This is a genomic window from Caulobacter sp. SRI_014, from assembly GCF_057586315.1.
On record NZ_JBYCZQ010000006.1, the window covers coordinates 19,732 to 46,491 of the forward strand.

23 protein-coding genes are annotated in these 26,760 nt (G+C 68.4%); 17 read left to right on the forward strand and 6 right to left on the reverse strand.

Going from position 1 to position 26,760, the window contains the following annotated elements:
• Window positions 1–35: 35 nt before the first annotated feature.
• Entirely contained in the window at window positions 36–1,286 is a 1,251-nt protein-coding gene (locus tag AC2YG9_RS14200; RefSeq protein ID WP_487298626.1) for an MFS transporter, read from the forward strand.
• Here the strand turns inward: AC2YG9_RS14200 and recG are convergent.
• The 3 genes from recG to AC2YG9_RS14215 form a co-directional block, all read right to left on the reverse strand.
• Complete coding sequence (recG, locus tag AC2YG9_RS14205; RefSeq protein WP_487298627.1) at window positions 1,274–3,343, reverse strand: ATP-dependent DNA helicase RecG; 2,070 nt, start codon at window positions 3,341–3,343, stop codon at window positions 1,274–1,276. The genes AC2YG9_RS14200 and recG overlap by 13 nt on opposite strands.
• Window positions 3,344–3,669: 326 nt before the next feature.
• The gene (locus tag AC2YG9_RS14210) at window positions 3,670–5,025 is read right to left on the reverse strand and encodes a DUF6880 family protein (RefSeq protein WP_487298628.1); all 1,356 of its coding nucleotides are present in this window, start codon (window positions 5,023–5,025) and stop codon (window positions 3,670–3,672) included.
• A 45-nt stretch (window positions 5,026–5,070) separates the two neighbouring features.
• Window positions 5,071–5,490, reverse strand: coding sequence for a hypothetical protein (locus AC2YG9_RS14215; RefSeq protein ID WP_487298629.1), 420 nt, complete (start codon window positions 5,488–5,490; stop codon window positions 5,071–5,073).
• 102 nt (window positions 5,491–5,592) lie between these two features.
• On the opposite strand from AC2YG9_RS14215, the gene AC2YG9_RS14220 reads away from it, so the two are divergent.
• Genes AC2YG9_RS14220 through AC2YG9_RS14245 form a run of 6 tightly spaced genes read left to right on the forward strand, consistent with a single transcriptional unit; the run spans window position 5,593 to window position 15,801 of the window.
• Window positions 5,593–5,865 carry an FAD assembly factor SdhE gene (locus AC2YG9_RS14220; RefSeq protein ID WP_487298630.1) on the forward strand — a complete coding sequence of 91 codons (273 nt, stop codon included), beginning with the start codon at window positions 5,593–5,595 and terminating at the stop codon, window positions 5,863–5,865.
• Window positions 5,855–9,325, forward strand: a complete 3,471-nt coding sequence (mfd, locus tag AC2YG9_RS14225) for a transcription-repair coupling factor (protein WP_487298631.1) — start codon at window positions 5,855–5,857, stop codon at window positions 9,323–9,325. The genes AC2YG9_RS14220 and mfd overlap by 11 nt, the downstream gene beginning before the upstream one ends.
• A gap of 38 nt (window positions 9,326–9,363) precedes the next feature.
• Window positions 9,364–11,376 carry a M3 family metallopeptidase gene (locus tag AC2YG9_RS14230; RefSeq protein ID WP_487298632.1) on the forward strand — a complete coding sequence of 671 codons (2,013 nt, stop codon included), beginning with the start codon at window positions 9,364–9,366 and terminating at the stop codon, window positions 11,374–11,376.
• Between the two features lie 57 nt (window positions 11,377–11,433).
• Complete coding sequence (locus AC2YG9_RS14235) at window positions 11,434–11,883, forward strand: (2Fe-2S)-binding protein (protein ID WP_487298633.1); 450 nt, start codon at window positions 11,434–11,436, stop codon at window positions 11,881–11,883.
• Between the two features lie 14 nt (window positions 11,884–11,897).
• A complete protein-coding gene (locus AC2YG9_RS14240) occupies window positions 11,898–14,015 on the forward strand; it encodes a xanthine dehydrogenase family protein molybdopterin-binding subunit (protein ID WP_487298634.1) in 2,118 nt (705 codons plus the stop codon).
• A gap of 55 nt (window positions 14,016–14,070) precedes the next feature.
• Window positions 14,071–15,801, forward strand: coding sequence for an alkaline phosphatase family protein (locus AC2YG9_RS14245; protein ID WP_487298635.1), 1,731 nt, complete (start codon window positions 14,071–14,073; stop codon window positions 15,799–15,801).
• Here the strand turns inward: AC2YG9_RS14245 and hemB are convergent.
• Together hemB and AC2YG9_RS14255 are read right to left on the reverse strand one after the other, a co-directional pair.
• Window positions 15,798–16,814 (reverse strand): porphobilinogen synthase, encoded by a 1,017-nt coding sequence (gene hemB / locus AC2YG9_RS14250; RefSeq protein ID WP_487298636.1) that lies wholly within the window; start codon window positions 16,812–16,814, stop codon window positions 15,798–15,800. The two genes, AC2YG9_RS14245 and hemB, sit on opposite strands and share 4 nt — an antisense overlap.
• Window positions 16,815–16,870: 56 nt before the next feature.
• The gene (locus AC2YG9_RS14255; protein ID WP_487298637.1) at window positions 16,871–17,320 is read right to left on the reverse strand and encodes a hypothetical protein; all 450 of its coding nucleotides are present in this window, start codon (window positions 17,318–17,320) and stop codon (window positions 16,871–16,873) included.
• 106 nt (window positions 17,321–17,426) lie between these two features.
• Between AC2YG9_RS14255 and AC2YG9_RS14260 the strand changes: the two genes are divergently transcribed.
• The 7 genes from AC2YG9_RS14260 to AC2YG9_RS14290 all read left to right on the forward strand — a co-directional run bounded on the left by AC2YG9_RS14260 (window position 17,427) and on the right by AC2YG9_RS14290 (window position 24,067).
• On the forward strand, window positions 17,427–18,566 hold the full coding sequence (locus tag AC2YG9_RS14260; protein ID WP_487298638.1) for an isobutyryl-CoA dehydrogenase: 1,140 nt from the start codon (window positions 17,427–17,429) through the stop codon (window positions 18,564–18,566).
• Window positions 18,563–19,615 (forward strand): enoyl-CoA hydratase/isomerase family protein, encoded by a 1,053-nt coding sequence (locus AC2YG9_RS14265; protein WP_487298639.1) that lies wholly within the window; start codon window positions 18,563–18,565, stop codon window positions 19,613–19,615. The genes AC2YG9_RS14260 and AC2YG9_RS14265 overlap by 4 nt, the downstream gene beginning before the upstream one ends.
• Window positions 19,616–19,684: 69 nt before the next feature.
• Window positions 19,685–20,485: a class I SAM-dependent methyltransferase gene (locus tag AC2YG9_RS14270; RefSeq protein ID WP_487298640.1), complete on the forward strand. Its 801-nt coding sequence runs from the start codon at window positions 19,685–19,687 to the stop codon at window positions 20,483–20,485.
• The gene (locus AC2YG9_RS14275; protein ID WP_487298641.1) at window positions 20,476–21,225 is read left to right on the forward strand and encodes a class I SAM-dependent methyltransferase; all 750 of its coding nucleotides are present in this window, start codon (window positions 20,476–20,478) and stop codon (window positions 21,223–21,225) included. The genes AC2YG9_RS14270 and AC2YG9_RS14275 overlap by 10 nt, the downstream gene beginning before the upstream one ends.
• A gap of 68 nt (window positions 21,226–21,293) precedes the next feature.
• Window positions 21,294–22,187: a 3-hydroxyisobutyrate dehydrogenase gene (mmsB, locus tag AC2YG9_RS14280; RefSeq protein ID WP_487298642.1), complete on the forward strand. Its 894-nt coding sequence runs from the start codon at window positions 21,294–21,296 to the stop codon at window positions 22,185–22,187.
• A 187-nt stretch (window positions 22,188–22,374) separates the two neighbouring features.
• Complete coding sequence (gene hemA, locus AC2YG9_RS14285; protein ID WP_487298643.1) at window positions 22,375–23,601, forward strand: 5-aminolevulinate synthase; 1,227 nt, start codon at window positions 22,375–22,377, stop codon at window positions 23,599–23,601.
• Window positions 23,585–24,067, forward strand: a complete 483-nt coding sequence (locus AC2YG9_RS14290; RefSeq protein WP_487298644.1) for a hypothetical protein — start codon at window positions 23,585–23,587, stop codon at window positions 24,065–24,067. The genes hemA and AC2YG9_RS14290 overlap by 17 nt, the downstream gene beginning before the upstream one ends.
• A 7-nt stretch (window positions 24,068–24,074) precedes the next feature.
• Here the strand turns inward: AC2YG9_RS14290 and AC2YG9_RS14295 are convergent, their stop codons facing one another.
• On the reverse strand, window positions 24,075–24,509 hold the full coding sequence (locus AC2YG9_RS14295; RefSeq protein WP_487298645.1) for a Ros/MucR family transcriptional regulator: 435 nt from the start codon (window positions 24,507–24,509) through the stop codon (window positions 24,075–24,077).
• A gap of 163 nt (window positions 24,510–24,672) precedes the next feature.
• On the opposite strand from AC2YG9_RS14295, the gene glyA reads away from it, so the two are divergent.
• From glyA to AC2YG9_RS14310, 3 genes are read left to right on the forward strand one after another with little or no spacing between them, the layout of a single operon-like run.
• Window positions 24,673–25,962, forward strand: a complete 1,290-nt coding sequence (gene glyA / locus AC2YG9_RS14300) for a serine hydroxymethyltransferase (protein WP_487298646.1) — start codon at window positions 24,673–24,675, stop codon at window positions 25,960–25,962.
• A gap of 31 nt (window positions 25,963–25,993) precedes the next feature.
• The gene (gene nrdR / locus AC2YG9_RS14305; protein ID WP_487298647.1) at window positions 25,994–26,461 is read left to right on the forward strand and encodes a transcriptional regulator NrdR; all 468 of its coding nucleotides are present in this window, start codon (window positions 25,994–25,996) and stop codon (window positions 26,459–26,461) included.
• Between the two features lie 41 nt (window positions 26,462–26,502).
• Entirely contained in the window at window positions 26,503–26,760 is a 258-nt protein-coding gene (locus AC2YG9_RS14310; RefSeq protein ID WP_487298648.1) for a hypothetical protein, read from the forward strand.

Genomic DNA, 26,760 nt, shown 5'->3' on the forward strand with positions numbered 1-26,760 from the left:
GGCGACGCCGCATGACTCCTCATCGAAAGCTTCCAATGACCCAGACCCTCTGGCGCCATCGTGACTTCCTGAATCTATGGGCGGCCCAGGCCGTCTCCGCGTTCGGCTCGCGGATCACCCGTGAAGGCCTGCCGATCGCCGCTATCTTCTCCCTCAACGCCAAGCCGGCCGAGCTTGGCGTCCTGGCCGCGCTGAGCCTCGGCCCGGGCGTGATCCTCGGTCTGTTCGCAGGCGGTTGGGCCGACCGCAACTATCGCCGGCCGATCCTGATCGGGGCCGACCTCCTGCGGGCCCTGCTGCTGCTCAGCGTGCCCATCGCCGCCTGGATGCACTGGCTGTCGATGCCCCAGCTGTATCTGGTGGCGGCGGCGGTCGGGGCCTCCAGCCTGGTGTTCGCCATTGCCGACCATGCCTACCTGCCGAGCCTGGTCGGACGCGAACAGCTGCTGGAAGCCAACAGCAAGCTGGGCGTCACCGAGTCGGTGGCGGAGATCGGCGGTCCGGCGCTGGCAGGGCTGCTGTTCAAGGTCCTGACCGCGCCGTTCGCCCTGCTGGTCAATGCCGCCACCTACCTGATCTCGGCGATCTTCCTGTGGAACATCCGTACGCCGGAGCCACCGCCGGAGCCGTCGGACAAGCCCGAGCATCCGTTCTCCGACCTGGTGTTCGGGGTGCGGGCGATCTGGCGGCAGCCGCTGGTCCGGCCGCTGCTGATCATGACCGTGGTCCAGACCCTGTTCAGCAGCTTCTTCTGGCCGCTGTACGCCCTGTTCGCCCTCAAGACGCTGGGCCTGACAACCGACCTGCTGGGGGTGGTCATCGCGCTTGGCGGCGTTGGCGCTCTGCTGGGCGTGGCCGTCGCGCCCGTCACGATGCGGCTGATGGGCGTCGGTCCGGCGATCATCTGGCTGGGGCTGGCGGCGGCGGCGTCCGCCGTCGTCATCCCCCTGGCGCCGGCCAGCGTGTTCGCCGGGGCGGGCTTTCTGATCATTGGTCAGATCCTTGGCGACGGTCTGGGTCTGGCGGCGATCATTCCGGCCGGTACCCTGCGCCAGTCGGTGTTCGATCAGGCCAAGCTTGGGCGGACGGGGGCGGTGTTCCACGTGGCCCGTGGTTCCATGACGGTTATCGGAGCCCTGATCGGCGGGGTTCTCGGGGAAGCCATCGGTGTCCGCAACGCCATGTGGGTGGCGGTCATCGGCATGGTGGCGGCGGGGCTGATCCCGGTCTTCTCGCCGCTCCGGACGCTGAAGGCCATGCCGACCGGTGAGCCTCAGTCCCCCTGAGCGCCGGGACGCCAGTCGAACAGTTCCTGCAGCAGGCGCAGGCGCTGGCCCCGTTCCCCGGTGAGCTCGGGATCGCGGGCCAGCACCAGGCGGGCGTCGTCGGCGGCCACCGCGATCAGCTCGCGGTGCGCCGCCGGGTCGGCCAGGCGATAGGCCGGGAATCCGCTCTGCTTCAGGCCCAGCGGATCGCCGCCGCCGCGCAGTTCGAGGTCCTTCTCGGCGATCTCGAAGCCGTCGTCGGTCTTGCGCAGGATGTCGAGCCGCTGTTCGGCGATGTCGCCGAGCGGCGGGTCGTAGATCAGCAGGCAGGCGCTCTCCCGCCGGCCCCGGCCGACGCGCCCGCGCAGCTGGTGAAGCTGCGCCAGGCCGAAGCGGTCGGCGTGCTCGATGACCATGATGGTGGCGTTGGGCACATTGACCCCGACCTCGACCACTGTGGTGGCGACCAGCACCGGCAAGCGGCCGTCGGCGAAGGCGCCCATCACCTCGTCCTTCTCGGCTCCGCTCATCTGGCCGTGGACCAGACCGACCTGCGAGCCCATCACCTTGCGCAGCTCGGCCGCCCGCGTCTCGGCGGCCATCACGTCCAACTCTTCCGACTCGGCGACCAGCGGGCAGATCCAGAAGGCCTGGGCCCCCTCGGCCACCGCCTTCTTCAGCCGGTCGATGACCTGCGGCAGGCGCGGGGAGGGGACCGCCGCCGTCGCCACCGGCGTGCGGCCGGGCGGCTTCTCGTCGATGCGGCTGACGTCGAGGTCGCCGAAGACGGTCAGCTCCAGGGTGCGCGGGATCGGGGTGGCCGACATGGCCAGCAGGTGGACGCCGTCGCCCTTGTCGGTCAGCCGCTTGCGTTCATTGACCCCGAACCGGTGCTGTTCGTCGATGACGGCCAGGCTGAGGCCCTTGAACCTCACTTCGTCCTGGAACAGGGCATGGGTGCCGACGGCGACCCCCGCCGTGCCGTCCATCAGGGCCATCAGCTTCTCGGCCCGCACCCCGCCCTTGTCGCGCCCCGTGAGCAGCACGACCCGCACCCCCTGCGCCTCCAGCATCGGGGCGATGGTCTCGAAATGCTGGCGGGCGAGGATTTCGGTCGGGGCCATCAGGGCCGCCTGCCGCCCGGCGTCGAGAACATCGGCCATGGCCAGGGTGCAGACCACGGTCTTGCCCGAGCCGACGTCGCCCTGCAGCAGCCGGCTCATCCGTTCGCCCGCCTGCAGGTCGCCGCGAATTTCCGAAAGCGCCCGGATCTGAGCCCCGGTCAGCTTCCAGGGCAGGGCCGCCTCCAGCCGGTCGGCCATCGGGCCGGCGAGGATGGCCGGCGCCGGCTCGCTCTTTCGCGCCGCCTTGCGCTGGGCCAGCGCCAGCTGGTGGGCCAGCAGCTCGTCGAAGGCCAGCCGCCGACGGGTGGGGCCGAGCAGGGACAGGTCTGCGTCGTCGCGCGGGTTGTGCAGATGCTCCAGCGCCTCGCGCCAGCTGGGCCAGCGCTCCCGCGCCAGCCAGGCGGCGTCCTGCCACTCCGGTAGAGCAGGAGCCCGCTCCAGCGCCTCATGGGCCAGCTTGCGCACCACCCGGGCGGCGAGGCCGGCGGTGGCCGGGTAGATGGCTTCCAGCTCCGGCACCTCGGCGGCGCGGGCGACATCGACGAGATAGTCGGGGTGGACGATGTTCCAGGTGTCATTGAAGCGCTCGACCTTGCCGCTGACGATGCGTTTGGCGCCGACAGGGTGTTGCCGCTCCAGGTGCGGGCCGTGGCCCTTGAAGAAGGTGATGGTGACAAAGCCGCTCTCACCATCGACCACCCGGATGCGCCAGGGCTGGTTGGCGGCGCGCGGACGCTGGTGATCGTTGACCACCACCGACAGGGTGGCGACATCGCCATCGACGAGGCTGAAGAAACTCGACGGCTTGCGGTGGATCAGGCTGTGGGGTTTGAGGAACAGCACGTCCCGCACCAGCGGTCCGGCGAGCTTCTCGACCAGGGGCGCAACCTTGGGCCCGACGCCCTTGAGGGTCGAGATCGAGGCGAACAGCGGGAAGAGAATCTCCGGACGCATGGATCGCAGGTATAGCGCGGGGCGGGGCGGCTGACACCGGAAGGCCGGCGGCGGCGCTATCGAAGCGGGCCTCCATCATACCACGGCGGGCCGGAAGCAACATTCACGGGCGTGATTCCGCTCTTGGCGCCGGAAAAGCCCTGCGGCGTTGGCTTTGGCGTTGCGCAAGGAGCAGGGAATGTAGGCGCCGGCGTTGACATCGCGTAGGCGCCGGAGCGGGGAAGGTTGACACCGCATGTCAACGGGCTGTCAACGCGGGCGGCCGGCGCCCCGAGTGGTCGGTCGGATGGCCGTTCTTCGTTGCTGAATATGTCTAGACATATTGTTCAGAAGCGACGCAAGGGCTCGATTTTCCTCAAGAATTCCTGATGCGTGCCGAAGCCCTGGTGGTCGGTGATCTGGGGTTGCAGGGAGGCGGCCTCCAGCAGCCAGCGCTGGGCCGAGCCGTAGCGTTCGTGCCTCCGCCAACGCGCGGTGTCCTCGATCATGGCGCGCAGGACCAGCGCCGCCGCCAGCGGGTGGCGGGCCTCCAGCAGGCGGGCGGCCGGTTCGAGGAGATCGACGGCGTCGCCCTTGAGGTCGTCGGTGCGGGTCAGAACCAGGCGCGCGGCCTCGCCCGCGTTGGGCCATTCGACGAAGAAGCGCAGGGCCATAGCGGCGTTGGGGAAGGCGCGGGCGTAGGCCATGGCCTTGTCCTCGGCTTCGACGTCATCAAAATCGCCCAGACGTTTGAGGTGGGCGCGGAGGAGGTCGGCGTCGAGCCGCGCCTCAAAGCCGGCCCAGCGGATTTCCTGGGCCTCGGCGTCGCGGCCGTCGGCCTCCAGGGCGGCCAGCCAGCCGCGTTCCCAGTCGGCGGTGCTGCGTGTGCGCGGCCCGGCGGTCGGGCGCGAGCGTTCCAGGGCCTTGAAGGCTTCGGCCGTCCGACCGGCGGCCAACAGGCGCGAGGCGATGTGGGCGCCGACCAGCGGTTCCTGCAATTCCTTGGGCGTCCAGGTGGCGATGAAGCCCTCGACGTCGCCCTGGGCGTCGGCGATCTGCTGCACGGCGCGGCGCAGGGTCAGGCTGGTGCGGGCGCGGCGGTTGATGGCGTCGGTCAGTTTGGCGCGCAGCGACCACATGGCTGCGTCGTCCAGGGCCGGCAGCACGGCGGCGACGATGCCGCTCATCAGCCCCTCGGTATCGGCGGTGAGCATCTCGAACACCCGGTCGGCGAGGCCCGCCGGCCGGGCCTTGGCGGCGACGGCCAGGGGACCGAGGTCCTCGACGGCGGCGGTGAAGACGGCGGCCACCTCGCCCTTGCTGTCATCGATGCGGTCCATCACCGGGTCGGCCAGGGCCAGCAGCCGCCAGAGCAGTTCGAGGGCTACGAACGGATTGAGCTCCGCCATCGGCCCCGCGATGGCCGCCCGCAGCTGGCGCAGTTCGCGGGTGAACTCGGCATAGCGCCGCCAGGTGATCCGCGTCCGCTTCTCGGCGATCGAGGCCAGGCGCTTGTCGAGTTCGCTGGCCAGGTCGTCCGGCCCGGCTTCGCCCGCCAGCTCCAGCCGCAGCCGCCGCTTGATCGCCGCCTGGCCCTCGGTGATCTCCATCATCAGGGCGGCCAGCCGCTCGGCCCCCAGCCGCTCGAGGTTGGCGAGGTTGAGGGTCTTCTTCGAGCCGGTGCGTTTGGCGGGCGCCTTCATTCGCCCCGTGGATACCGTGTGTCGCCGGGGCCTTGGAAGCGGCTTCTAGTCGTGGCCTGTCGGGCGCCAGGCGGCGGTGATGTCCTCGACCGACCGTTTGGTGATCGTGCGCCGTGCGATCCGGGGTTTGCAGATAACGCGAAAGGCCGCCGCCTCCGGACTGTCCGGGCCTGGCCTTGTCCATTGGCCGCGAGCGGCGACCAGCGAGCCGACGGTCGCGCCGGTCGCCAGGCTTCGAAGCCGGCCGCCGTGGCATTCGAACTCGATGCGGCTGACACGGGCCGCCGCGCCGGCGCCGGCGACGCGCGAATGCACCAGGGCGATATGACGACCTTCGCCGATCTGGTCCCGGTCGGAGACGATGATCAACCTCTGATCGTCGGCGACCGCCACATGGCGATTCTTGGTATCCGGACCACAGGCCGCCAGGACCAGGGTCGCCAAACCGATGCCCAGGATTCTCATCCCGCCCTCCGCCTGATCTCGAACCGGCGACAACGATAGCATGCGCCGCTGCATTGGGGGCTGGCCCCCGCCTGCGGCGCGCCCTATATCCCGCGCCTCTGCATGGATGACGCTCGACTGAAACGCCTGCGGATGCGCGCCTGGCGGCGTGGTTTCCGGGAAATGGACCTCATTCTGGGGCCGTTCGCGGATCAGCACGGCCAGAATCTGGACGAAGCCGAGATGGCTGCCTTCGAGGCGCTGCTCCTCGCCGACGACCAGGACGTCTACGGCTGGATCATCGGGCGGGAACCTCCGGCGGCCGAGCACGATACCCCCCTCATGAAGAAGCTGCAGGCCTTCGATCCTTCGCAAGGCATCATCCGTGGCGCGTGACGGCGATCTGAAGACGCTCGCCAAGGCTGAAGGCCGGCTGGACCTGACCTCGGCGCCGGAAGGCTACGACGCCCTGGTCATGGCCGACATCCTGCGTGCGCGCGGCGGCCCGGCCCTGTTCGTGGCTCGCGACGGGGCCCGCGCCGAGGCCTTCATCGGGGCGATGGCCTTCTTCGCCCCCGAGATCGAGGTCGTGCAGTTCCCCAGCTGGGACTGCCTGCCCTATGACCGCGTCGGACCGGCCCCCGCCGTCGCCGCCCAGCGGATGGCCACCCTGTCGCGGCTGGTGGCCGGGGTGGACGCGAAAAAGCCGCTGCTGCTGGTCGCCGCGATGGCCGGGGCCATGCAGCGGGCGCCGCCGCGCGCCTCCGTCGCCGAAGCCAGCTATGCGACCCGTCCCGGCGCGACCGTGAAGATCGAGGACCTCGAACGCTATTTCGCGGTCAATGGCTATCACCGGGCCTCCACCGTTTCCGAACGGGGCGAGTTCGCCATCCGGGGCGGGGTGATCGATGTCTTCCCGCCGGGCGGCGATGAGCCGGTGCGGCTGGACCTGTTCGGCGACACCCTGGAATCGATCCGCGCCTTCGATCCCGAGACCCAGAGGTCGACCAAACAGCTGCACGATATCCGCCTGCTGCCGGTCAGCGAGGCTCTGCTCGACAAGGATGCCGTCGCCCGCTTCCGCAAGGGCTATGTCGGCGAGTTCGGCGCCCCGGGGCAGGACGCGCTCTATGAAGCGGTCAGCGAGGGCGGCCGCCGGGCCGGGATGGAGCATTGGCTGCCGCTGTTCTATCCGCGGCTGGAGACCCTGTTCGACTACCTGCCGGACGAGGCCCTGATCGCCTTCGATCACCAGGCCCTGGAGGCCCGCGAAGAGCGGCTCTCGGTCATCAACGATGCCTACGAGGCGCGCGCCGACGCCCAGCGCAAGGACAGCTACCGGCCGCTGAAACCGGACGCCCTCTACCTGACCGGCAAGGAATTCGACGGGCTGATGAGCCTGAAGGCCACCCGCTGGTTCACGCCGTTCCAGCGCGAGGGCGCGGCGGTGGTCGATATGGGCGCGCGGCAGGGGCGGACCTTCGCCGCCGAACGCCAGCAGGACAGCGTCAACCTGTTCGAGGCGACGGCCGAGCACGCCAAGGCGCTGTCTGAAGCCGGCAAGCGGGTGCTGTTCGCCAGCTGGTCGGAGGGCAGTTCCGAACGCCTCGGGACCATGCTGGCCGACCACGGCATGAAGAAACTGCCGGTCGCCAGATACTGGCAGGCGGCCAGGGCCAACGATCCCAAGACCCCGCAGCGGGTGGTGCTGCCGCTGGAGCACGGCTTCGAGACGGACAATCTGGCGGTCATCTCGGAAACCGACATCCTCGGCGACCGGCTGGCCCGGCCGCGCAAGAAGCGGCGCGCCGCCAACTTCCTGGCCGAGGCCAGCGCCCTGACGCCCGGCGACCTGGTCGTGCATATCGACCATGGGATCGGGCGGTACGAGGGCCTCAAGACCCTGGAGGTGCAGCAGGCCCCGCACGATTGCCTGGAGCTGCAGTACGGCGGTGAGGCCAAGCTGTACCTGCCCGTCGAGAACATCGACCTCCTGACCCGCTACGGCGCCGAGGGCGACGGGGTGCAGCTCGACAAGCTGGGCGGGGCCGCCTGGCAGTCGCGCAAGTCGAAGGCCAAGGAGCGGCTGCGGGTCATGGCCGAGGGGCTGATCGCCATCGCCGCCGCCCGCGCCACCAAGTCGGTCGAGGAGACCGATCCGCCGTCCGGCCTGTTCGACGAGTTCTGCGCCCGCTTCCCCTATGAGGAGACGGACGACCAGCTGAGCGCCATCGCCGATGTGTTGACCGACCTGGGCTCCGGCAAGCCGATGGACCGGCTGATCTGCGGGGACGTCGGGTTCGGCAAGACCGAGGTCGCCCTGAGGGCGGCCTTCGTGGTGGCGATGAGCGGCAAGCAGGTGGCGGTGGTCTGTCCGACGACGCTGCTGGCGCGTCAGCACTACAAGACCTTCGTCGAGCGGTTCCAGGGCTGGCCGATCAAGGTGCGGCGGCTGTCGCGCCTGGCGCCGGCCGCCGAAGCCGCCGAGACCCGCGAGGGGCTGGCCAATGGCGAGTTCGAGATCGTCGTCGGCACCCATGCGGTGCTGTCCAAGCTGGTCAGCTTCAAGGACCTCGGCCTGGTCATCGTCGACGAGGAGCAGCACTTCGGGGTCAAGCACAAGGAGAAGCTGAAGGAGCTTCGCGCCGACGTGCACATGCTGACCCTGACCGCGACGCCGATCCCGCGCACCCTGCAGATGGCGCTTAGTGGCATCCGCGAGATGTCGATCATCGCCACCCCGCCGGTCGACCGGCTGGCCGTGCGGACCTACGTCATGCCGTGGGACGAGGTCAGTCTGCGCGAGGCGCTGCTGCGCGAGAAGTACCGCGGCGGCCAGAGCTATTTCGTCACCCCACGCATCAAGGATCTGCCGGACCTCGAAAAGTTCCTGCGCGTCTCGGTGCCCGAGGTGAAGTTCGTGGTCGGTCACGGCCAGATGGCGCCGACCCAGCTCGAGGAGGTGATGACCGCCTTCTACGACGGGCAGTACGACGTCCTGCTGTCGACCACGATCGTCGAGAGCGGGCTGGATATCCCGTCGGCCAATACGATGATCATCCACCGGGCCGACATGTTCGGCCTGAGCCAGCTCTACCAGCTGCGCGGACGGGTGGGCCGGTCGAAGGCCCGCGCCTACGCCTACATGACCACGCCCGTGGAGCGGCAGCTGACCCTGTCGGCCGAGAAGCGGCTGCAGGTGCTGCAGAGCCTCGACAGCCTGGGGGCGGGCTTCCAGCTCGCCAGCCACGACCTCGACATCCGGGGCGGCGGCAACCTGCTGGGCGACGAACAGAGCGGGCATATCCGCGAGGTCGGGGTCGAGCTGTACCAGCAGATGCTGGAGGAGGCCGTGGCGGCCCTGAAGGAGCGGGCAGGGGAAGAGGCCCTGACCGACCGCGGCTGGTCGCCGGCCATCAACACCGGCGCCGCCGTGCTGATTCCGGAAGAGTATGTGCCGGACCTCAACGTCCGCCTGTCGCTGTACCGCCGCCTGTCGGAGGCCGAGAAGTCCGCCGACCGCGAGGCCCTGGCCGCCGAACTGATCGACCGGTTCGGGCCGCTGCCGCCGGAGACCGACAGCCTGCTGAAGGTTGTGGCGATCAAGGGCCTGTGCCGCGAGGCCAACGTCGCCAAGATCGACGTCGGGCCGAAGGGGGCGGTGATCCAGTTCAGGAACGACTTCTTCGAGAACCCCGGCGCGCTGGTCGGGCATATCGCCAAGAACGGCGCCGTGTGGCGGCTGCGGCCGGACCAGAAGATCGTCGTGCAGGGCGAGTGGGATACGCCCGCGGCGCGGCTGGACGCGGCTGAAAAGGTTCTGGGCGTGCTCGCCCGTCTGGCCAAGGCAGCCTGAACCCGATTAGGGTAACGCCGTTCCTTGGGAGAGCGGTGATGCGCACAATACTGGCGGGCCTGGCGGCGGCGGTTCTGGCGACGGGCTTCGCGCCCGCGAAGTTGGTTCCTGAGGCGGTGGAGGTGGATGCGCTGCTGACGCCCTTGCCGGTCGCGCCCGCCGCCGCATCGGAGGTCGATGCCCGCTGCCAGCTGTTCCTGACCCGGGCGGGCGGCCTGCAGAAGCGGCTGGAAACCGACAAGCGCAAGCCGACCGTCGAGACGGCCTTCCTGCCCTTCGACGCCCTTTTCCAGTTGTTGCAGACCGCCAGTTTCGAGATGGGGCTGCTGTCGGAGACCCATCCGGCCAAGCCAATTCGGGCTGCCGCCGAGGCTTGCACCCAGAAGCTGTCGGACGCCGGCACGGCCATCGACCTGTCGCGCCCGATCTATGATCGGCTCAACGCCATCGACATGACCAAGGTCGACCCGGCCGTCGCCTTCGCCCTGAAGAAGCAGCTGACCAAGTTCCGGCGAGGCGGGGTCGACAAGGATGGGGCGACGCGCGCCAGGGTCGAGACGCTGCAGAAGGAGATCACCGCCACCAGCCTGGTGTTCAACCGCAACCTGCGGGAAATCCAGGGTTCGGTGAAGTTCCGACCCGAGGAACTGGCCGGCCTGCCGAAGGACTGGCTGGACACCCATAAGCCGGGACCGGACGGTCTGATCACGGTCACCACCGACTACCCGGACGTATTCCCGGTGCTGGAGTTCGCCAGCAGTTCCGAAACCCGCCGCAGGATGCTGCGGGAGTTCGACAACCGGGCCTGGCCGCAGAACGAGACGGTTCTGAAGGACCTTCTGGTCAAGCGCTACGATCTGGCCCGCACGCTCGGCTATTCGAACTACGCGGCCATGGTCATTGAGGACAAGATGATCGGCTCGCCCGAGAAGGCGCAGGCCTTCATCGACCGGCTGGACCAGGCCGCCAAGCCGGCCGCAGTGCGGGAGAAGGGTGATCTTCTGGCGCAACTGAAGACCATCGACCCGGCCGCCACCGAAGTGAAGCGCTGGGATTCGGGCTACCTGACGCGGCTGGTGCGCCTGCAAAAGTACGACGTCGACAGCGCCGTGGTGCGAACCTACTTCAGCTATGGCCGCACCCGCGATGGCCTGTTCAGGGTCGTCCAGGACCTCTACGGCGTCGAGATCCGGCCGTGGAAGACGCCGGTCTGGCACGAGAGCGTCGGGGCATACGAGATGGTCGACGGCGGCAAGGTCATCGGCCGTTTCTACCTCGACATGCATCCACGCGACGGCAAGTTCGGCCACGCCGCCGCCTTCCCGGTCCGCATTGGTCAGGCCGGACGGGTGATCCCGATCAGCGCCCTGATCTGCAACTTCCCGGCCGAGGGGCCGATGGACCACGCCGACGTGGAGACCTTTTTTCACGAGTTCGGGCATCTGTTGCACTGGATGTTCGCCGGACGGCAGCAGCTGGCGCTGCAGAACTTCGGACAGGTCGAGTGGGACTTTGTCGAAGCCCCTTCGCAGATGCTCGAAGAGTGGGTCTGGGACTACGATACGCTTCGGACCTTCGCGTTCAACGACAAGGGAGAACCCATCCCCCAGAGCCTGGTGGCCAAGATGGTCGCCGGCCGAGGCTTCGGCGAACCCGCCCAATGGCGCTCGCAGGCGACCTACGCCGCCATCTCGCTGAACTACTACAACCGTTCGCCCGAAGGGCTGGACCTGACCGAGGTGTGGAAAGCGAATTACGAGAAGTACGGCAACTACGCCTACACGCCGGACACCCATCCCTACGCCAACTTCGGCCACCTCGATGGCTATTCGGCCATCTACTATACCTACCCCTGGTCCAAGGCGATCGCGCTGGACCTGTTCAGCCAGTTCAAGACGAACGGCCTGCGGGACAGGGCGACGGCGGCGCGCTACCGAGCCGAGGTGCTGGCGCCAGGCGGTGCTCGGCCGGCGGAGGACAACATCAAGGCCTTTCTCGGACGGCCGCTGAGCCTCGAGCCGCTCGAGCGGCGGCTGCAGGGGGCGCAGTAACGCTTGTCGGCGGGGGCGGCGAGGCCCTAGCATGGCGGGGTTTCGAGGGACCCCCGCATGACCAAACTGACCGTGAACGGCAAACCCGTGACCGTGGCCTCGGAGGCGGATACGCCTCTGCTGTGGGTCCTGCGCGACGAGCTTGACCTCAAGGGCGCCAAGTACGGCTGCGGCATCGCCCAGTGCGGCGCCTGCACGGTGCTGGTCTCGGGCCAGCCGGTGCGATCGTGCAGCCTGCCCGTCGGCGACATCGCCGGGGCGGAGGTCACGACCATCGAGGGCCTGGCCAAGGACGATCCGGTCCAGAAGGCCTGGATCGACATCCAGGTGCCGCAGTGCGGCTTCTGCCAGCCGGGCCAGATCATGAGCGCCAAGGGCCTGCTGGCCGAGAACCCCAAGCCCGACGACGCCGCCATCGACGCCGGCATGGCCGGAAACCTCTGCCGCTGCGGGACCTATCTGCGCATCCGCGCCGCCATCAAGGCGGCCAGCGGCCAGGCCGCGTGAGGGGAAACACAGTCATGAACGCTCCCGTCAATCGCCGCGCCTTCCTCGCCACCGCCGGCGCCTTCACCCTCAGCTTCACGGTCACCCCGCCGGCCGGCGCCCAGAACGCCGCCGCCGCCGCCTGGACCGCCTATCTGGCCATCAGCGCCGACGGCCGGGTGCACCTGCATTCGCCGACCACCGAGATGGGGCAGGGGACTCACACCGCCCACGCCGCCATCATCGCCGACGAGATCGGCGTGCCGCTGGCCTGGGTCACGGTCGATACGCCGGAGCCGTCGGACCCGTTCCGGCGCGGAGGAGCCATGGGCTCGGGCGGCAGCCAGGGCGTGCGCGCCTGGTGGGACGCGCTGCGCAAGGTCGGGGCCTCGGCTCGCCAGAGCCTGATCAACGCCGCCGCGACCAAGGCCAATGTCCCGGCCGCCGAGGTCACGATTGTCGACGGCAAGCTGCTGCGGGCCGGAAAGTCGGTCATGCCACTGGGCGAGGCCGCCAAGCTGGCCGCCGCCGCCCCGGCGGTCGAAGGCGTTCCCAAGGACCCCAAGATCTACACCATCGTCGGCAAGTTCACGCCGCGCGTCGACATCCCCGCCAAGGTGCGGGGCGAGCCGATCTTCTCGGCCGATTTCACCCTGCCGGGCATGGTTTACGCCTGCGCCGTGCTGTCGCCCGTCTGGACCGGCAAGGTCGCCAAGCTCAATGACGCCCCGGCCCTGGCCGTGAAGGGCGTCGAGCGGGTCGTGACCTTCGATGGCGGCGCGGCGGTGGTCGCCAAGAGCCAGTGGGCGGCCATGAAGGGCGCCCAGGCGCTGGAGGTCTCCTGGGCCTCGACCCCGTGGGACGGCCTCAGCTCCGACGCCATCTCGGCGGCCATGCTGATGGGGCTGGACAAGGACGCCGAGGCCATCGGGGCGCGCAACGACGACGTCTCCGGCCCCTTCGCCGGGGCGGCCAGGATGGTCGAGGCCGACTACGAAGTTCCCTACCTGGCCCACACGCCGATGGAGCCCTTCTCGGTGACGATCGCCCCGACGGCCGACGGTGGGCTGGAGCTGTGGGGACCGTTCCAGACGCAGGACCGCAACCGGGGCACGGCCGCCAAGGCCGCCAACCTGCCGGTCGAGAAGGTCAAGCTGCACACCCTGATGCTCGGCGGCGGCTTTGGCCGGCGGCTGGGCGACGACGGGGTGCCGGCGGCGGTCGCCGTGGCCCTGGCGGTGAAGAAGCCGGTCAAGGTCTTCTGGAAGCGCGAGGACGAGATCGGCCAGGGCTGGTATCGCCCGGCCCAGGTCGCCCGCATGAAGGCGGCGCTGGACAAGGACGGCAAGCTGACCGCCTTCCACATCCGCACCGCCGGCCCCTCGATGCGCGACAGCTTCGCCCCCGGCGGTCTGCCCAAGGGCCAGATCGACGGCTCCTCGATCCAGATCCTGCCGGAGATCCTCTACAAATTCCCGGTCTACAAGATCGACTGGGTGCGGGTCGACCAGGTCATCCCGATGGCGCCCTGGCGCTCGGTCGGCGCCACCCAGAACGGCTATTTCGTCGAGAGCTTCCTCGACGAGGTGGCCCTGGCCGCCGGCAAGGACCCGGTCCAGCTGCGCCGCGAACTGCTGGCCGACAATCCCAGAGCTCTCAAGGTCATCGACGCCGCCGCCAAGGCCGGCGACTGGGGCAAACCGGTCCCTGCGGGCCGGGCGCGGGGATTTGCCTTCGTCTACAGCTTCGCGAGCCTCTGCGCCCACGTCGTCGAGGCCAGCCTGAACGGCTCGGAGGTCACGGTGCACAAGGTGACCTGCGTCATCGACTGCGCCCGCGTGGTCACCCCCGACGGCGCCCGCAACCAGATGGAGGGCGGCATCGTCCAGGGCCTGTCGACGGCCCTGTTCGAGGGCATCGAGGTGTCGGGCGGCGCCTGCACCAACCGCAACTTCGACGGCTACCGCATCATGCGGATGAACGAGGCCCCCAAGGTCATCGAGACCATCTTCATCGAGAACGACGAGCCGGTGCTCGGCGGCATCGGCGAGCCCGGCCTGCCGCCGGCCACGCCGGCCCTGGTCAATGCCCTGGCCAAGCTGACCGGCAAGCCGATCCGCAAGCTTCCGATCAGCGCGGCGCTTGCGTCGTGAAAAAGTCGCCGGGGCGCCCTATGAGGACGCTCCGCTCCGTTGTTCAGGTTGTTCCATGACCTTTCGTCGCTGGTCCGGCGCCCTTGCCGGCCTCACGCTCCTCGCCGCCGGCGCCGCGCATGCAGCGGACCCGAAACCCGCGCCGAAGCTGGTGGTGGTGATCAGCGTCGATCAGTTCAGCACCAACCTCTTCAACCAGTATCGCAGCCGCTACACCGCCGGCCTGCGCACCCTGACCAACGAGGGCCTGGTCTACGCCAACGGCTGGCAGAGCCACGCCAACACCGAGACCTGCCCCGGCCACTCGACCATCCTGACCGGCAAACACCCCAACAAGACCGGCATCCCGGCCAACGACTGGCTGGACCCGACGAGCGGCCGCAACGTCTACTGCCTGTCGGCCCCGGCCAACACCATCGCCGGCGGGGCCAGCGGCCTGCCGGTCGGGCCGGACAACCTGCGCGCCACCACGCTTGGCGACTGGCTGAAGGACAGCCCGAACCCCGGCAAGGTGTTCGCCATCGCCGGCAAGGACCGCGGGGCCATCAGCATGGCCGGACACAAGGCCGACGGTGTCTTCTGGTATCGCGAGGGCTTCGGCTTCACCACCTATGTCGAGCCCGGTCAGGACGGCGAGGCGAAGCTGGCGGCGGTGAAGGGCATCAACGCCGAGCTGAAGGCCCGGTTCGTGGCCAAGGCGCCGACCTGGGACTACCAGAACCCCTACTGCCGCACCCTGGAGCGCGACTACAAGGTCGGCGACTACGACTTCCGCGCCCAGCTGCCGGCCAAGTTCGCCTTCGACAACTCGCCGCTGCTCGATGATGTGACCGTCGATGGCGCCCTGCGCATCCTGTCCGAACAGAAGCTGGGGACGGGGACCGCCACCGACGTCCTGGCCGTCAGCCTGTCGGCCACCGACCGCATCGGCCACGGCTATGGCACTCAAGGGCCCGAGACCTGCGAGCAGATCTTCCGCCTCGACGCCAACATCGGCCGGCTGCTGGCCGCCGCCGCCAAGGTTCCCGGCGGCGCGGTGGTGGTGCTGACTGCCGACCACGGCGGCTCCGACTTCCCCGAGCGCTCGGCCGAGCGCGGCTTCCCCGAGGCCCGCCGCGCCGACCCGGCGATCCTGCGGCGGCTCAACGATCACCTGAAGGCCCAGTTCAAGCTGGCCATCGACCCGGCCGAGTTTGACGGCTGGGGGCTGTTCCTGGTGGGCAAGGACAAGGTTCGCCTGCCCCAGCCGCTCCGTGGCCGGGTAGCGGCGGCCGCCGTCGCCTTCCTGCGCAAGGAGCCCGACGTCGCGGACGCCTTCACCACGGAAGAACTCCTCCGCACCCCGCCGCCCCGGCCGGGCACGCCGCCCGAGGAATACTCCCTGCGCGAACGCGCCTCGTTGAGCGCCGTCGAGGGCCGCTCGACGGACGTGTCCCTGATCCTGCGCTCGGGCATCGCCCCCTTGCGTCCCCATAAGCCCGGCGGCGCGATGAGCACCCACGGCAGCGCCTGGGACTATGACCGCCGCGTGCCGATCCTGTTCTGGTGGCCGGGCGCGGAAGGGCAGGAGCGCTTCTTCTCCATCGAGACCACCGACATCGCCCCGACCCTGGCCCATCTGGTCGGCCTGCCGACCCCGGCAGACATCGACGGCCGCTGCCTGGATCTGGGCGGCTTCGCGGTCCAGGCCTGCCCCGAGGCGCAGCCGCCCGCGCCGCCGCCGGTCGCCGAGCCGAAGACTGAGAAGAAGGGCTGGCTGCGCTGGCCCTTCGGCAAGAAGGACTAGCCGCGCAACATTCGGGCCGCGCGCGGCGCGAAATAGGTGATGATCCCGGCGCAGCCGGCGCGCTTGAAGGCGCCCAGGCTTTCCAGGATCGCCCGCTCCTCGTCGATCCAGCCGTTCCGGGCGGCGGCCATGATCATCGCGTACTCGCCGCTGACCTGGAAGGCGAAGGTCGGCATGGCGAATTCGTCGACCAGCCGCCTCGCGATGTCGAGGTAGGGCATGCCCGGCTTGACCATGACCATGTCGGCCCCCTCGGCGATATCGAGGGCGACCTCGCGGATGGCCTCGTCGGAGTTGGCCGGGTCCATCTGGTAGGTCTTCTTGTCGCCGGGGTTGGCGACGTCGCCGCTGCCCAGCTTCCCCGAGCCGATGGCGTCGCGGTAGGGGCCGTAGAAGGCGGACGCATACTTGGCCGCGTAGGACATGATCATCACGTCCTGGAGGCCTTCGGCTTCGAGGGCTGCACGAATAGCGCCGACCCGGCCGTCCATCATGTCGGAGGGGGCGAGGATGTCACAGCCGGCCCGGGCCTGGACCAGGGCCTGCTCGACCAGCCGCTCGATGGTGGCGTCGTTGACGATCCTGCCATCCTTGAGGACTCCGTCGTGGCCGTGGGTGGTGAAGGGGTCCAGCGCCACGTCGCACATGATGCCGACCTCGGGGGCGGCGGCCTTCATGGCCTTGATGGCCCGGCAGATGACGCCGGTTTCCTCGGCCGCCAGGCTGCCCTCGGCGTCCTTCCGGGCCCCGTCGATGTGGGGGAAGATGGCGATGCAGGGGATGCCCAGCTCACGCGCCTCGACGGCGGCCTTGGCGGCTTCCGTGACGCTCAGGCGCTCGACGCCGGGCATGCTGGCGACGGGAATGCGGCCCTCGCCCTCGTGCACCACCATCGACCAGATCAGGTCGGCGGGCTGCAGGCTGGTCTCGCGCACCATGCGGCGCGACCAGTCGGCCTGGCGCAGGCGTCGCAGGCGGGTGGCGGGATAGGCGGCGAGGGGCGGAACGGTCATGGAGGCGGTGTCGCGCAATGCCGGGGCTTAGGCAAGTATGCCGACCCGCAGCCTGTTCATGCCGCCGCGACGGGCCGAGGCGCGGTCACCAGGCGCAGGAAACCCACCGCCGGCGCGGCCAGGGACCACAGGGTCATCAGGGCCAGCCCGACTCCGCAGGCGATGAACAGCCCGACGACCTTGGCGCTGAAGTCCAGGTCCGAGACCTCGACCACGTCGTGCATCTGCCGCCCGCCGGTATTGGCGAACACGTCGATCACGGCCCAAAGGCCGCAGATTCCGGCAATCAGGCCCAGCAACATGCCGATCCAGAAGATCTGGATCTGGAAACGGTAATGGTCGCGCAACGCCGGGCTGGCCGATCCGCGCTGGGTATAGGCCATGATCACAGCCACGATGGCGGGCACCCCGGCGAAGAAGATGCCGCTGAACAACAGGCCATAGCCGATGAGGCCCATCACCCGGTCAGTGTCGAACCGGCGGGCCTCGGCGTCCGTTACGGTCATGCGGATCTCCCGTCAGGTGACGATTGACAGCTTGGCCTCTCGGCGTCAGGTCAGCAAGCCCACGGCCTACCGGCAATGGTTCGCCCAAGATCAGGACTTTTGCAGCATGGATTTCTCCCTCACCGACGATCAGCGCGCGATCCAGGAGATGGCCCAGGCCTTCGCAAGGGATGAACTCGCCCCGAACGCCGCCAAATGGGACGAGGAAAGCCACTTCCCGGTCGATGTCCTGCGCCAGGCGGCGGCCCTCGGCTTCGCCGGAGTCTATGTGCAGGAAGACGTCGGCGGCTCGGGCCTGTCGCGCCTCGACGCCTCGCTGATCTTTGAGGCCCTCAGCTACGGCTGCGTGCCGACCGCCGCCTATCTGACCATCCACAACATGGCGTCCTGGATGATCGACCGGTTCGCCGGCGACGAGCTGCGCCACAAATACCTGCCGCGCCTGACCACCATGGAGCTGATCGCCAGCTACTGCCTGACCGAGCCGGGCAGCGGCTCCGACGCCGCCGCCATGCGCACCAGCGCGCGGCTGGACGGCGACCATTACGTCCTCAACGGCTCCAAGGCCTTCATCTCCGGGGCCGGCGTCTCGGACGTCTACGTCGTCATGGCCCGCAGCGGCGGTGACGGCCCCAAGGGCGTCTCGGCCTTCGTGGTCGAGAAGGGCTGGGAAGGCCTCTCCTTCGGGGCCAACGAAAAGAAGATGGGCTGGAAGTCGCAGCCCACGGCCCAGGTCAATTTCGACAACGTCCGCGTGCCGGTCGAGAACCGCATCGGCGGCGAGGGCGAGGGCTTCCGATTCGCCATGATGGGCCTGGACGGCGGCCGGCTGAACATCGCCAGCTGCTCGCTCGGCGGCGCCGCCTTCGCCCTCGATACGGCCAAGGCCTACATGGAACAGCGCAACCAGTTCGGCCGCCCCCTGAAGGACTTCCAGGCCCTGCAGTTCAAGATCGCCGACATGGCGACCGAGCTTCAGGCCTCGCAGCTGATGGTCCGCAACGCCGCCAGCGCCCTCGACAAGCGCGACCCCCACGCCACCAAGCTCTGCGCCATGGCCAAGCGGTTCGCCACCGACAGCTGCTTCGAGGTGGCCAACAACGCTCTGCAGCTGCACGGCGGGTACGGCTATCTGGCCGACTATCCGATGGAGCGCATCGTCCGCGACCTGCGCGTCCACCAGATCCTCGAGGGCACCAACGAGATCATGCGGGTCATCATCGGCCGGGAGATGTTCAGACAGTGACCGAAGAACCCGAAGTCCTCACCCGCGTCGAAGGTGGCGTCGGCCGCGTCACCCTCAATCGGCCGAAAGCGCTCCACGCGCTGACGACCAACATGTGCCGGCTGATCACCGAGGCCCTGCTGGCCTGGCGCGACGATGACGCCGTGCAGTGCGTGCTCATCGACCACAGTGGTGAGCGCGGCTTCTGCGCCGGCGGCGACATCCGCATGCTGGCCGAGAGCGGGGCAGGGGATGGCAAGGCTGCCCGCGAATTCTTCCACACCGAGTACCGACTGAACCATCTGCTGTTCGTCTATCCCAAGCCCGTCATCGCGGTGATGGACGGGGTGACCATGGGCGGCGGCGTCGGCCTCTCCATGCCGGCCGCCGTGCGCATCGCCACCGAGCGGACCACTTTCGCCATGCCCGAGACCGGCATCGGCCTGTTCCCCGATGTCGGCGGGGGCTGGTTCCTGCCGCGTCTGCCGGGCAAGTCGGGCCTGTGGCTGGCCCTGACCGGGGCGCGGATCAAGGGGGCCGATTGCGTGCGGCTGGGCATCGCCACCCACTACATGCCCTCCGAGCACGTCGAGGGCTTCAAGGCCGCCCTGGCCGAGCATCCCGATTCCATTCCCGGAGCCTTGGCCCATTTCGTCCGCGACGCCGGTCCGGCCCCGATCGAGCCGCACCTGGCCGACATCGACAGGTTCTTCGGCCGCCCGACCGTCGAGGCCATCCTCGAGGACCTGGAGCAGGACACCGGCGAATGGGCGCGCGGGACCCTGGTCACGCTGGGGACCAAGTCGCCGCAGACCCTGAAGGTCGCCTTCCGCCAGCTGGCTCACGGGGCCATGTTCGACGACTTCGCCGACAACATGGTCATGGAGTACCGCATCGGGGCCCGCGTCGTTCAACGCCCGGACTTCATCGAGGGCGTCCGCGCCGTCATCGTCGACAAGGACAATACCCCGCGCTGGAACCCGGAGACCGTCGAGGCGGTCGGCGACGACCTGCTGGACGAGATTTTCGCGCCTCTCCCGGCCGATCAGGAGTGGTCCCCCCTGACGTGAGCCACATTCTCGCCTAGAGAGTTTCGCAGGTCGGGGGACCGAACGAGACAAGACGTCCAGGAGAGACGAATGACGCCCCGCGTGAGTTGGCTGGCCCTGGCCGCCGCCCTGACCTTGACTGCCTGCGCCACCACGCCGCCGCCTCCGCCCCCGCCGGTGGAAGCGGGCGCTGCGCTGCCGGCCTGGCTGGACGCCGCCCTCAGCGACCCCAACCGTCCCGCCGCCGACATGGCCCGCGACGCCAACCGCAAGCCGGGCGAGACAGTGCTCTTCGCCGGCATCAAGCCGGGCATGAAGGTCGCCGATCTGATCCCCGGCGGCGGCTACTTCACCCGCATCTTCTCAAAGGCGGTCGGCCCCAAGGGGCGGGTCTATGCCTATGTGCCCGACGAGCTGTCCAAGCTGGCCAAGCGCGAGCCGGCGGTGAACGCCGTGGCCAGGGACCCGGCCTATTCGAACGTCCGCGTCCTGCTCAGCACCCTTCCGCTGTTCAGCACGCCGGAGAAGCTGGACGTCGTCTTTACGGCCCAGAACTACCACGACATGCACGCCGACTTCATGGGCCCGGTTGATGTGAAGGCGGTCAATGCCCAGATCTGTCGGGCCTTGAAGCCGGGTGGTCTCTACATCGTCATCGACCACTCGGCCCGTCCGGGCAGCGGCCTCGAGGCCGTGAACAGTTTCCACCGCATCGACCCGGCCATTGTGCGGCGGGAAATCGAGGCGGCCGGCTTCGTCCTCGACGGGCAGGGTCAGTTCCTGCGCGACCCGAAGGACAGGCTGAATGTGAGCGTCTTCGACAAATCCATCCGGGGCGAGACCGACCAGTTCGTCTACCGCTTCCGGAAGCCTGGGAGGGCATGCCGTTGAACATCAGACTGATCGCCGCCATGGCCGGGGCTCTGACCCTGGCCATCACCGGAACCGTGGTCGCCGCCGACTACAGCGCCGCCCTGAACGACGCCAAGCGTCCGGCCGAGCAGAAGGCCCGTGACGCCGCCCGCAAGCCGGCCGAACTGCTGGCCATTGCTGAAGTGAAGCCGGGCGACAAGGTCGGCGACTTCATCATGGGCGGCGGCTACTTCACCCGCATCTTCTCCGCCGCGGTCGGCCCGACCGGCAAGGTCTACGCTCTGCAGCCGGCCGAGTTCATCAGCTTCCAGGCAAAGTACGGAACGGATCAGGACGCGGTCGTCGCCGACTACGCCAACGTCGTCCCGCTGCGGCCGTCCCTGGGCGCCATCGCCTTCCCGGAAAAGCTGGACGTCATCTTCACGGCCCAGAACTACCACGACATGCACCTGAAGATGGCGCCCGAGCCGCTGGCAGGTCTGGTCGACAAGGCGCTGTTCGACTCGCTGAAACCTGGTGGCCTGCTGGTCGTCGTCGACCACTATGCGGCCGACGGTTCGGGCACGCGGGACACTGACAGCCTGCACCGCATCGACATCGAGACGGTGAAGAAGGAAGTTCTCGCCGCCGGCTTCGTGCTGGAAAGCCAGAGCGACATCCTGCGCAACCCCAAAGACCCGCGCACCGCCAGCGTCTTCGACGCCTCGATCCGCGGCCAGTCCGACCAGTTCGTTCTCAAGTTCCGCAAACCGAAGTAAGGCCTGCGGTTCCTTAACTCACGAAGACGCCGGCCCCCGAGCGGGGGCCGGCGCAGGGAGTGTTTGCGATGACCCGCGTAGCCTTCATCGGCGTCGGCAACATGGGCGCCGGCATGGCGTCCAACCAGGTGAAAGCCGACCGTCACGTCGCCGCTTTCGACCTGTCGGCGGCCGCGCTCGACAAGGCCGTGGCCCACGGCTGCTCGCCCTCGGCCTCGGTCGCCGAGGCGGTCAAGGACGCGGACATCGTCATCACCATGCTGCCGGCCGGCAAGCATGTGCGGGAGGTCTACGAGAAGGACATCCTGCCCAACGCCCCGAAGTCGGCCCTGCTGATCGACTGCTCGACCATCGACGTCGACAGCGCCCGCGCCGTCGGGGCCCTGGCCAAGGCGGCCGGCTTCCGCTTCGGCGACGCCCCGGTCAGCGGCGGCATCATGGCCGCCGACGCCGGCACGCTTGCCTTCATGGTCGGCTGCGACGAGGCCGACTACCCGGCCTTCGAAGAGGCCCTGCAGCCCATGGCCCGCGCCATCTTCCACGCCGGTGAACTCGGGGCCGGCCAGGCGGCCAAGATCTGCAACAACATGCTGCTGGGCGTCTCGATGCTGGGCGTCTGCGAATCCCTGGCCCTGGCCGAGAAGCTGGGCCTCGACCCCACGAAGTTCTTCGACATCGCCTCGAAGTCCTCCGGCCAATGCTGGAGCCTGACCACCTACTGCCCCTGGCCGGGGCCGGTGGAATCGGCCCCGTCGAACCGCAACTACGAGGGCGGCTTCCTCACCGCCCTGATGCTCAAGGATCTCAAGCTGGCTCAGGACGCGGCCGCCAAGGCCAACGCCACCACCCCGATGGGCGCACAGGCCGAGGCCCTCTATGCCATGTTCGACGGCCTTGGCTTCGGCCAGAAGGACTTCTCGGCTGTGCTGCAGCTGATGCGGGGCAAGCTGGACACGCTCTGAGCGAAAAAACCTGACGCCTGCGTCACCTTACCTGAGAACCGTTATCGCAAGACCCGCGACCATAGGCGGAGTATTGTGGCTCAGTAAAATTCCTTAATTGGACAGCCGTCGGCGAAGGGCGATAAACACCGCCGGCAAACGAGAAGAAGAGGGACCGGGCCCCGGGGCGGGGTTCGGACACACGTCGATGGACTACAAAGCCGCGTTCCGGACCGCCGTCGAGCAGGTCCGTTCCGAAGGTCGCTACCGGGTGTTCGCCGATCTCAAGCGGCATCGCGGCGCCTTCCCGCGCGCGACGTGGACGCGTGACGACGGCTCGTCCAAGGACATCATCGTCTGGTGTTCCAACGACTACCTCGGCCAGGGCCAGAACCCGGTCGTGCTCGACGCCATGCACGCGGCCATCGACGCCAACGGCTCGGGCTCGGGCGGCACCCGCAACATTTCCGGCACCACCCACCATCACGTCGAGCTTGAGCGCGAACTCGCCGACCTGCATGGCAAGGACGCCGCCCTGCTGTTCACCTCCGGCTACGTGGCCAATGAGGCGACCCTGTCGATCCTCTACAAGGTGCTGCCCGGCCTGATCGTCTTCTCGGACGAGCTGAACCACGCCAGCATGATCGCCGGCATCCGCAACGGCGGCGGCGCCCGGCACATCTTCCGCCACAACGACCTGGAACACCTCGAAAGCCTGCTGATCGACGCCCCGGCCGATGCGCCGAAGCTGATCGCCTTCGAGAGCGTCTATTCGATGGACGGCGACATCGCCGACCTGGCGGGCACCGTGGCCCTGGCCAGGAAGTACGGCGCCCTGACCTACCTCGACGAAGTCCATGCCGTCGGCCTCTACGGCCAGCGCGGCGCCGGCGTCGCCGAGCGCGACGGGGTCATGGCCGACATCGACATCATCGAAGGCACCCTGGGCAAGGCGTTCGGCGTCATGGGCGGCTACATCGCCGGCGACATCGAGATGGTCGACGCCATCCGCTCCTACGCCTCGGGCTTCATCTTCACGACGTCGCTGCCGCCGGCCCTGACCGCCGGCGCCGCCGCGTCGGTCCGCTGGCTCAAGCAGCACAACGAGGTCCGCGAGATCCACCAGGAACGCGCCGAGACCCTCAAGCAGATGTTCCGCGACGCCGGCCTGCCGGTCATGCCGTCGGTCAGCCATATCGTGCCGGTGATGGTCGGCGACCCCGTCCACTGCAAGATGGTCTCGGACATGCTGCTGGAAGACCACGGCATCTACGTCCAGCCGATCAACTACCCGACCGTGCCGCGCGGCACCGAGCGCCTGCGCTTCACCCCGACCCCGTTCCATACGGACGAGATGATGCGCGAGCTGGTCGGGGCGATGGAAAAGCTCTGGGCCCACTGCAACATCGCCCGCCTGGGTGGCGTCGCTGCCTAAGGAGCGGTGGTCCTCCACCCCCGCGATCGACATCTCGACGCATCTGCCGCGGCCGCCTGAGGAAATCTGGGCGGCCGTCGCCACGCCTGAAGGCGTCAACGCCGAGCTCATGCCGCTGGTCCGGATGAGCTTTCCGCCCGAGCTGACCGATCTGCGCCAGGCGCCGTTGGGCGAACGGGTCGCCGACTGCTGGCTCTACGCCTTCGGTCTCATCCCGTTCGAGCGCCACACCCTGCTGTTCGCCGACATCGGACCGACCGGGTTCGTGGAAACCTCGCTGGGTCTCCTGCAGTACTGGTACTGGAAGCACGAGCGCAGCGTCCGCCCCGCCGACGGTGGCGGCTGCATCGTCCGCGACATCGTCACGGTCGACGCCAAGTTCGGCTTTCTCGACGGAATCACCCAGGCGCTGACCGCCTACGTCTTCCGTCGCCGGCACAAACGGCTTAAGCTGCTCTACAGCTGATCAGGAGCTACTTCCGCCGCACACCCTTTCCGAGCCCGATCTTCTTGGCGAAATCAGACCGTCGCTCGGCGTAGGCCGGCGCGACCATCGGGTACTCGGGCGGCAGGCCCCATTTGCGGCGATACTCTTCCGGCGACAGGTCGTAGCGCGCCCGCAGGTAGCGCTTCAGCATGGTCAGTCGTTTGCCGTCTTCCAGACAGACAATGTAGTCGTGCTGCACCGACCGGCCGACGGGCACGGCCGGCTTCTGCTTGGCGGCCGGCTGGGCGGGGGCCGCTTCGCCGCTGTCCAGGCCTTTCAGCGCCTGATGGACGCTACGAATCAAATCCGGCAGGGCGCTGGCGCCGATCTGGTTGCGCGTCACATAGGCCGATACGATGTCCGAACCGAGTTGCAGCAGCTCGGTGTCCGACGAACCCAAAGGGCGGGTGGAGTCGGCCATGGTTTCAAAACCTTTCAAACTCAAAGACTAACGGAGCTCACCGTCCAGTTGCGAACGGCTTGCGATGGCCAACGTCTCGCCGCCGCGCCGGTTCCGATTGATCCCCCCGCTTCCAACCCTTAACAGGGCGCGACCCCGCGCCCCCGCCAGCCGGAGAGACCCCATGACCGCCCACACCAAAGTTGCCCCCGCCTTCTTCGGCGCCGATCTGGCCAAGGCCGACCCGGACATCGCCAAGGCCATCGATTTCGAGCTGAACCGGCAACGGGATCAGATCGAGCTGATCGCCTCGGAGAACATCGTCTCCAAGGCCGTGCTCGAGGCCCAGGGCTCGATCCTGACCAACAAGTACGCCGAGGGCTATCCCGGCAAGCGCTACTACGGCGGCTGCGAATACGTCGATGTCATCGAACAGATCGCCATCGACCGGGCCAAGGAACTGTTCGGCGCGGCCTACGCCAACGTCCAGCCGCACTCGGGCTCCCAGGCCAACCAGGCGGTGTTCAACGCGCTTCTGAAGCCCGGCGACACCTTCATGGGCATGGATCTGGCCGCCGGCGGCCACCTGACCCACGGCAGCCCGGCCAACCAGTCGGGCAAGTGGTTCCGCCCGGTCAGCTACACGGTGCGCCAGCAGGACCAGCTGATCGACTACGACAACGTCAACGACGTCGCCCAGGCCGAGAAGCCCAAGCTGATCATTGCCGGCGGCAGCGCCTACGGCCGCATCATCGACTTCGCCAAGTTCCGCCAGATCGCCGACAGCATCGGCGCGTATCTGATGGTCGACATGGCCCACTTCGCCGGTCTGGTGGCCGGCGGCCACTACCCCAGCCCCGTGCCGCACGCCCATGTGGTGACCACCACCACCCACAAGACCCTGCGCGGCCCGCGCGGCGGCCTGATCCTCAGCAACGACCTGGATCTGGGCAAGAAGTTCAACAGCGCCATCTTCCCCGGCATCCAGGGCGGCCCGCTCGAGCACGTCATCGCCGCCAAGGCCGTGGCCTTCGGTGAAGCCCTGCAGCCGTCCTTCAAGGACTACGGCGCCCAGGTCATCGCCAACGCCGTTGCCCTGTCCGACAGCCTGCAGGCGGCGGGTCTCAACATCGTCTCGGGCGGCACCGACAGCCACGTCATGCTGGTCGATCTGCGGCCCAAGAACGTCACCGGCAAACTGGCCGAAGAGGCGCTCGAACGCGCCCACATCACCACCAACAAGAACGGCATTCCCTTCGACCCGCTGCCGCCCACCAAGACCTCGGGCATCCGCGTCGGCACCCCGGCCGGCACGACGCGCGGCTTCGGCGAGGAAGAATTCCGTCAGATCGGCAAGTGGATCGGTGAAGTTCTCGATGGCCTGTCCGGTAATGAAGCCGGCGACCCGGCCGTGGAAGCCCGCGTTCGTGAAGAGGTCATCGCATTGACGAAACGCTTCCCGATCTACAACTAGTAGGGCTGAGCCCGCCGGGAGGGGCTACATCATGCGTTGCCCGTTCTGCGGACACATGGAAAGCCAGGTCAAGGACAGCCGCCCGTCGGAAGACGGCGCGGCCATCCGCCGTCGCCGTCTCTGCCCCGAGTGCGGCGGTCGCTTCACCACCTTCGAACGCGTCCAGCTGCGCGAACTGACCATTCTCAAGCGCTCGGGCCGCCGCTCGCCCTTCGACCGGGAGAAGCTGGTCCGTTCGATCGCCATCGCCACCCGCAAGCGTCCGATCGACACCGAGCGCGTCGACCGCATGGTCAACGGCATCGTCCGCCAGCTGGAAAGCATGGGCGAAACCGAACTGCCCAGCAGCGCCGTCGGCGAGATGGTTATGAAGGCCCTCAAGAGCCTCGATGACGTGGCCTACGTCCGCTACGCCAGCGTCTACCGCGACTTCCGCCACACCGACGACTTCGCCAAGTTCCTCTCCGACGAGGGGCTGAACGAGGAAGCTGAGGACTGATCATTTTCCGCCAACCCCGGCGGGGATCGGAAGACTGTGAAATGACCGCCAAACTGACATCGGCTCTGGCCGCGGCCCTGCTTGAGGCGCTGTTCTTTCTGGAGAGCCACGAGCTCGGCGACGAAGCAGATGATGCGGCGGTTGAGGTGATGGAGTCCATCAGCTTCTCGCTCCAGCAACTGTCAGACCAGGAGCGCGCTGAACTCGCGGGCGTGATCGCCTCGGTTTCCAAGGACGGCGCTCGGCCGGAGCTTGCTGAATTTGCAGCCGGCTTCCTTGAGAACTTTGGGCTGGATTAG

Excerpts from the sequence above, each read along its gene's own strand:
- AC2YG9_RS14200 (WP_487298626.1), top strand. The coding sequence starts at position 36 with ATGACCCAGACCCTCTGGCGCCATCGTGACTTCCTGAATCTATGGGCG.
- recG (WP_487298627.1), bottom strand. The coding sequence starts at position 3,343 with ATGCGTCCGGAGATTCTCTTCCCGCTGTTCGCCTCGATCTCGACCCTC.
- AC2YG9_RS14210 (WP_487298628.1), bottom strand. The coding sequence starts at position 5,025 with ATGAAGGCGCCCGCCAAACGCACCGGCTCGAAGAAGACCCTCAACCTC.
- AC2YG9_RS14215 (WP_487298629.1), bottom strand. The coding sequence starts at position 5,490 with ATGAGAATCCTGGGCATCGGTTTGGCGACCCTGGTCCTGGCGGCCTGT.
- AC2YG9_RS14220 (WP_487298630.1), top strand. The coding sequence starts at position 5,593 with ATGGATGACGCTCGACTGAAACGCCTGCGGATGCGCGCCTGGCGGCGT.
- AC2YG9_RS14230 (WP_487298632.1), top strand. The coding sequence starts at position 9,364 with ATGCGCACAATACTGGCGGGCCTGGCGGCGGCGGTTCTGGCGACGGGC.
- AC2YG9_RS14235 (WP_487298633.1), top strand. The coding sequence starts at position 11,434 with ATGACCAAACTGACCGTGAACGGCAAACCCGTGACCGTGGCCTCGGAG.
- AC2YG9_RS14240 (WP_487298634.1), top strand. The coding sequence starts at position 11,898 with ATGAACGCTCCCGTCAATCGCCGCGCCTTCCTCGCCACCGCCGGCGCC.
- AC2YG9_RS14245 (WP_487298635.1), top strand. The coding sequence starts at position 14,071 with ATGACCTTTCGTCGCTGGTCCGGCGCCCTTGCCGGCCTCACGCTCCTC.
- hemB (WP_487298636.1), bottom strand. The coding sequence starts at position 16,814 with ATGACCGTTCCGCCCCTCGCCGCCTATCCCGCCACCCGCCTGCGACGC.
- AC2YG9_RS14255 (WP_487298637.1), bottom strand. The coding sequence starts at position 17,320 with ATGACCGTAACGGACGCCGAGGCCCGCCGGTTCGACACTGACCGGGTG.
- AC2YG9_RS14260 (WP_487298638.1), top strand. The coding sequence starts at position 17,427 with ATGGATTTCTCCCTCACCGACGATCAGCGCGCGATCCAGGAGATGGCC.
- AC2YG9_RS14270 (WP_487298640.1), top strand. The coding sequence starts at position 19,685 with ATGACGCCCCGCGTGAGTTGGCTGGCCCTGGCCGCCGCCCTGACCTTG.
- AC2YG9_RS14275 (WP_487298641.1), top strand. The coding sequence starts at position 20,476 with ATGCCGTTGAACATCAGACTGATCGCCGCCATGGCCGGGGCTCTGACC.
- mmsB (WP_487298642.1), top strand. The coding sequence starts at position 21,294 with ATGACCCGCGTAGCCTTCATCGGCGTCGGCAACATGGGCGCCGGCATG.
- hemA (WP_487298643.1), top strand. The coding sequence starts at position 22,375 with ATGGACTACAAAGCCGCGTTCCGGACCGCCGTCGAGCAGGTCCGTTCC.
- AC2YG9_RS14295 (WP_487298645.1), bottom strand. The coding sequence starts at position 24,509 with ATGGCCGACTCCACCCGCCCTTTGGGTTCGTCGGACACCGAGCTGCTG.
- glyA (WP_487298646.1), top strand. The coding sequence starts at position 24,673 with ATGACCGCCCACACCAAAGTTGCCCCCGCCTTCTTCGGCGCCGATCTG.
- nrdR (WP_487298647.1), top strand. The coding sequence starts at position 25,994 with ATGCGTTGCCCGTTCTGCGGACACATGGAAAGCCAGGTCAAGGACAGC.
- AC2YG9_RS14310 (WP_487298648.1), top strand. The coding sequence starts at position 26,503 with ATGACCGCCAAACTGACATCGGCTCTGGCCGCGGCCCTGCTTGAGGCG.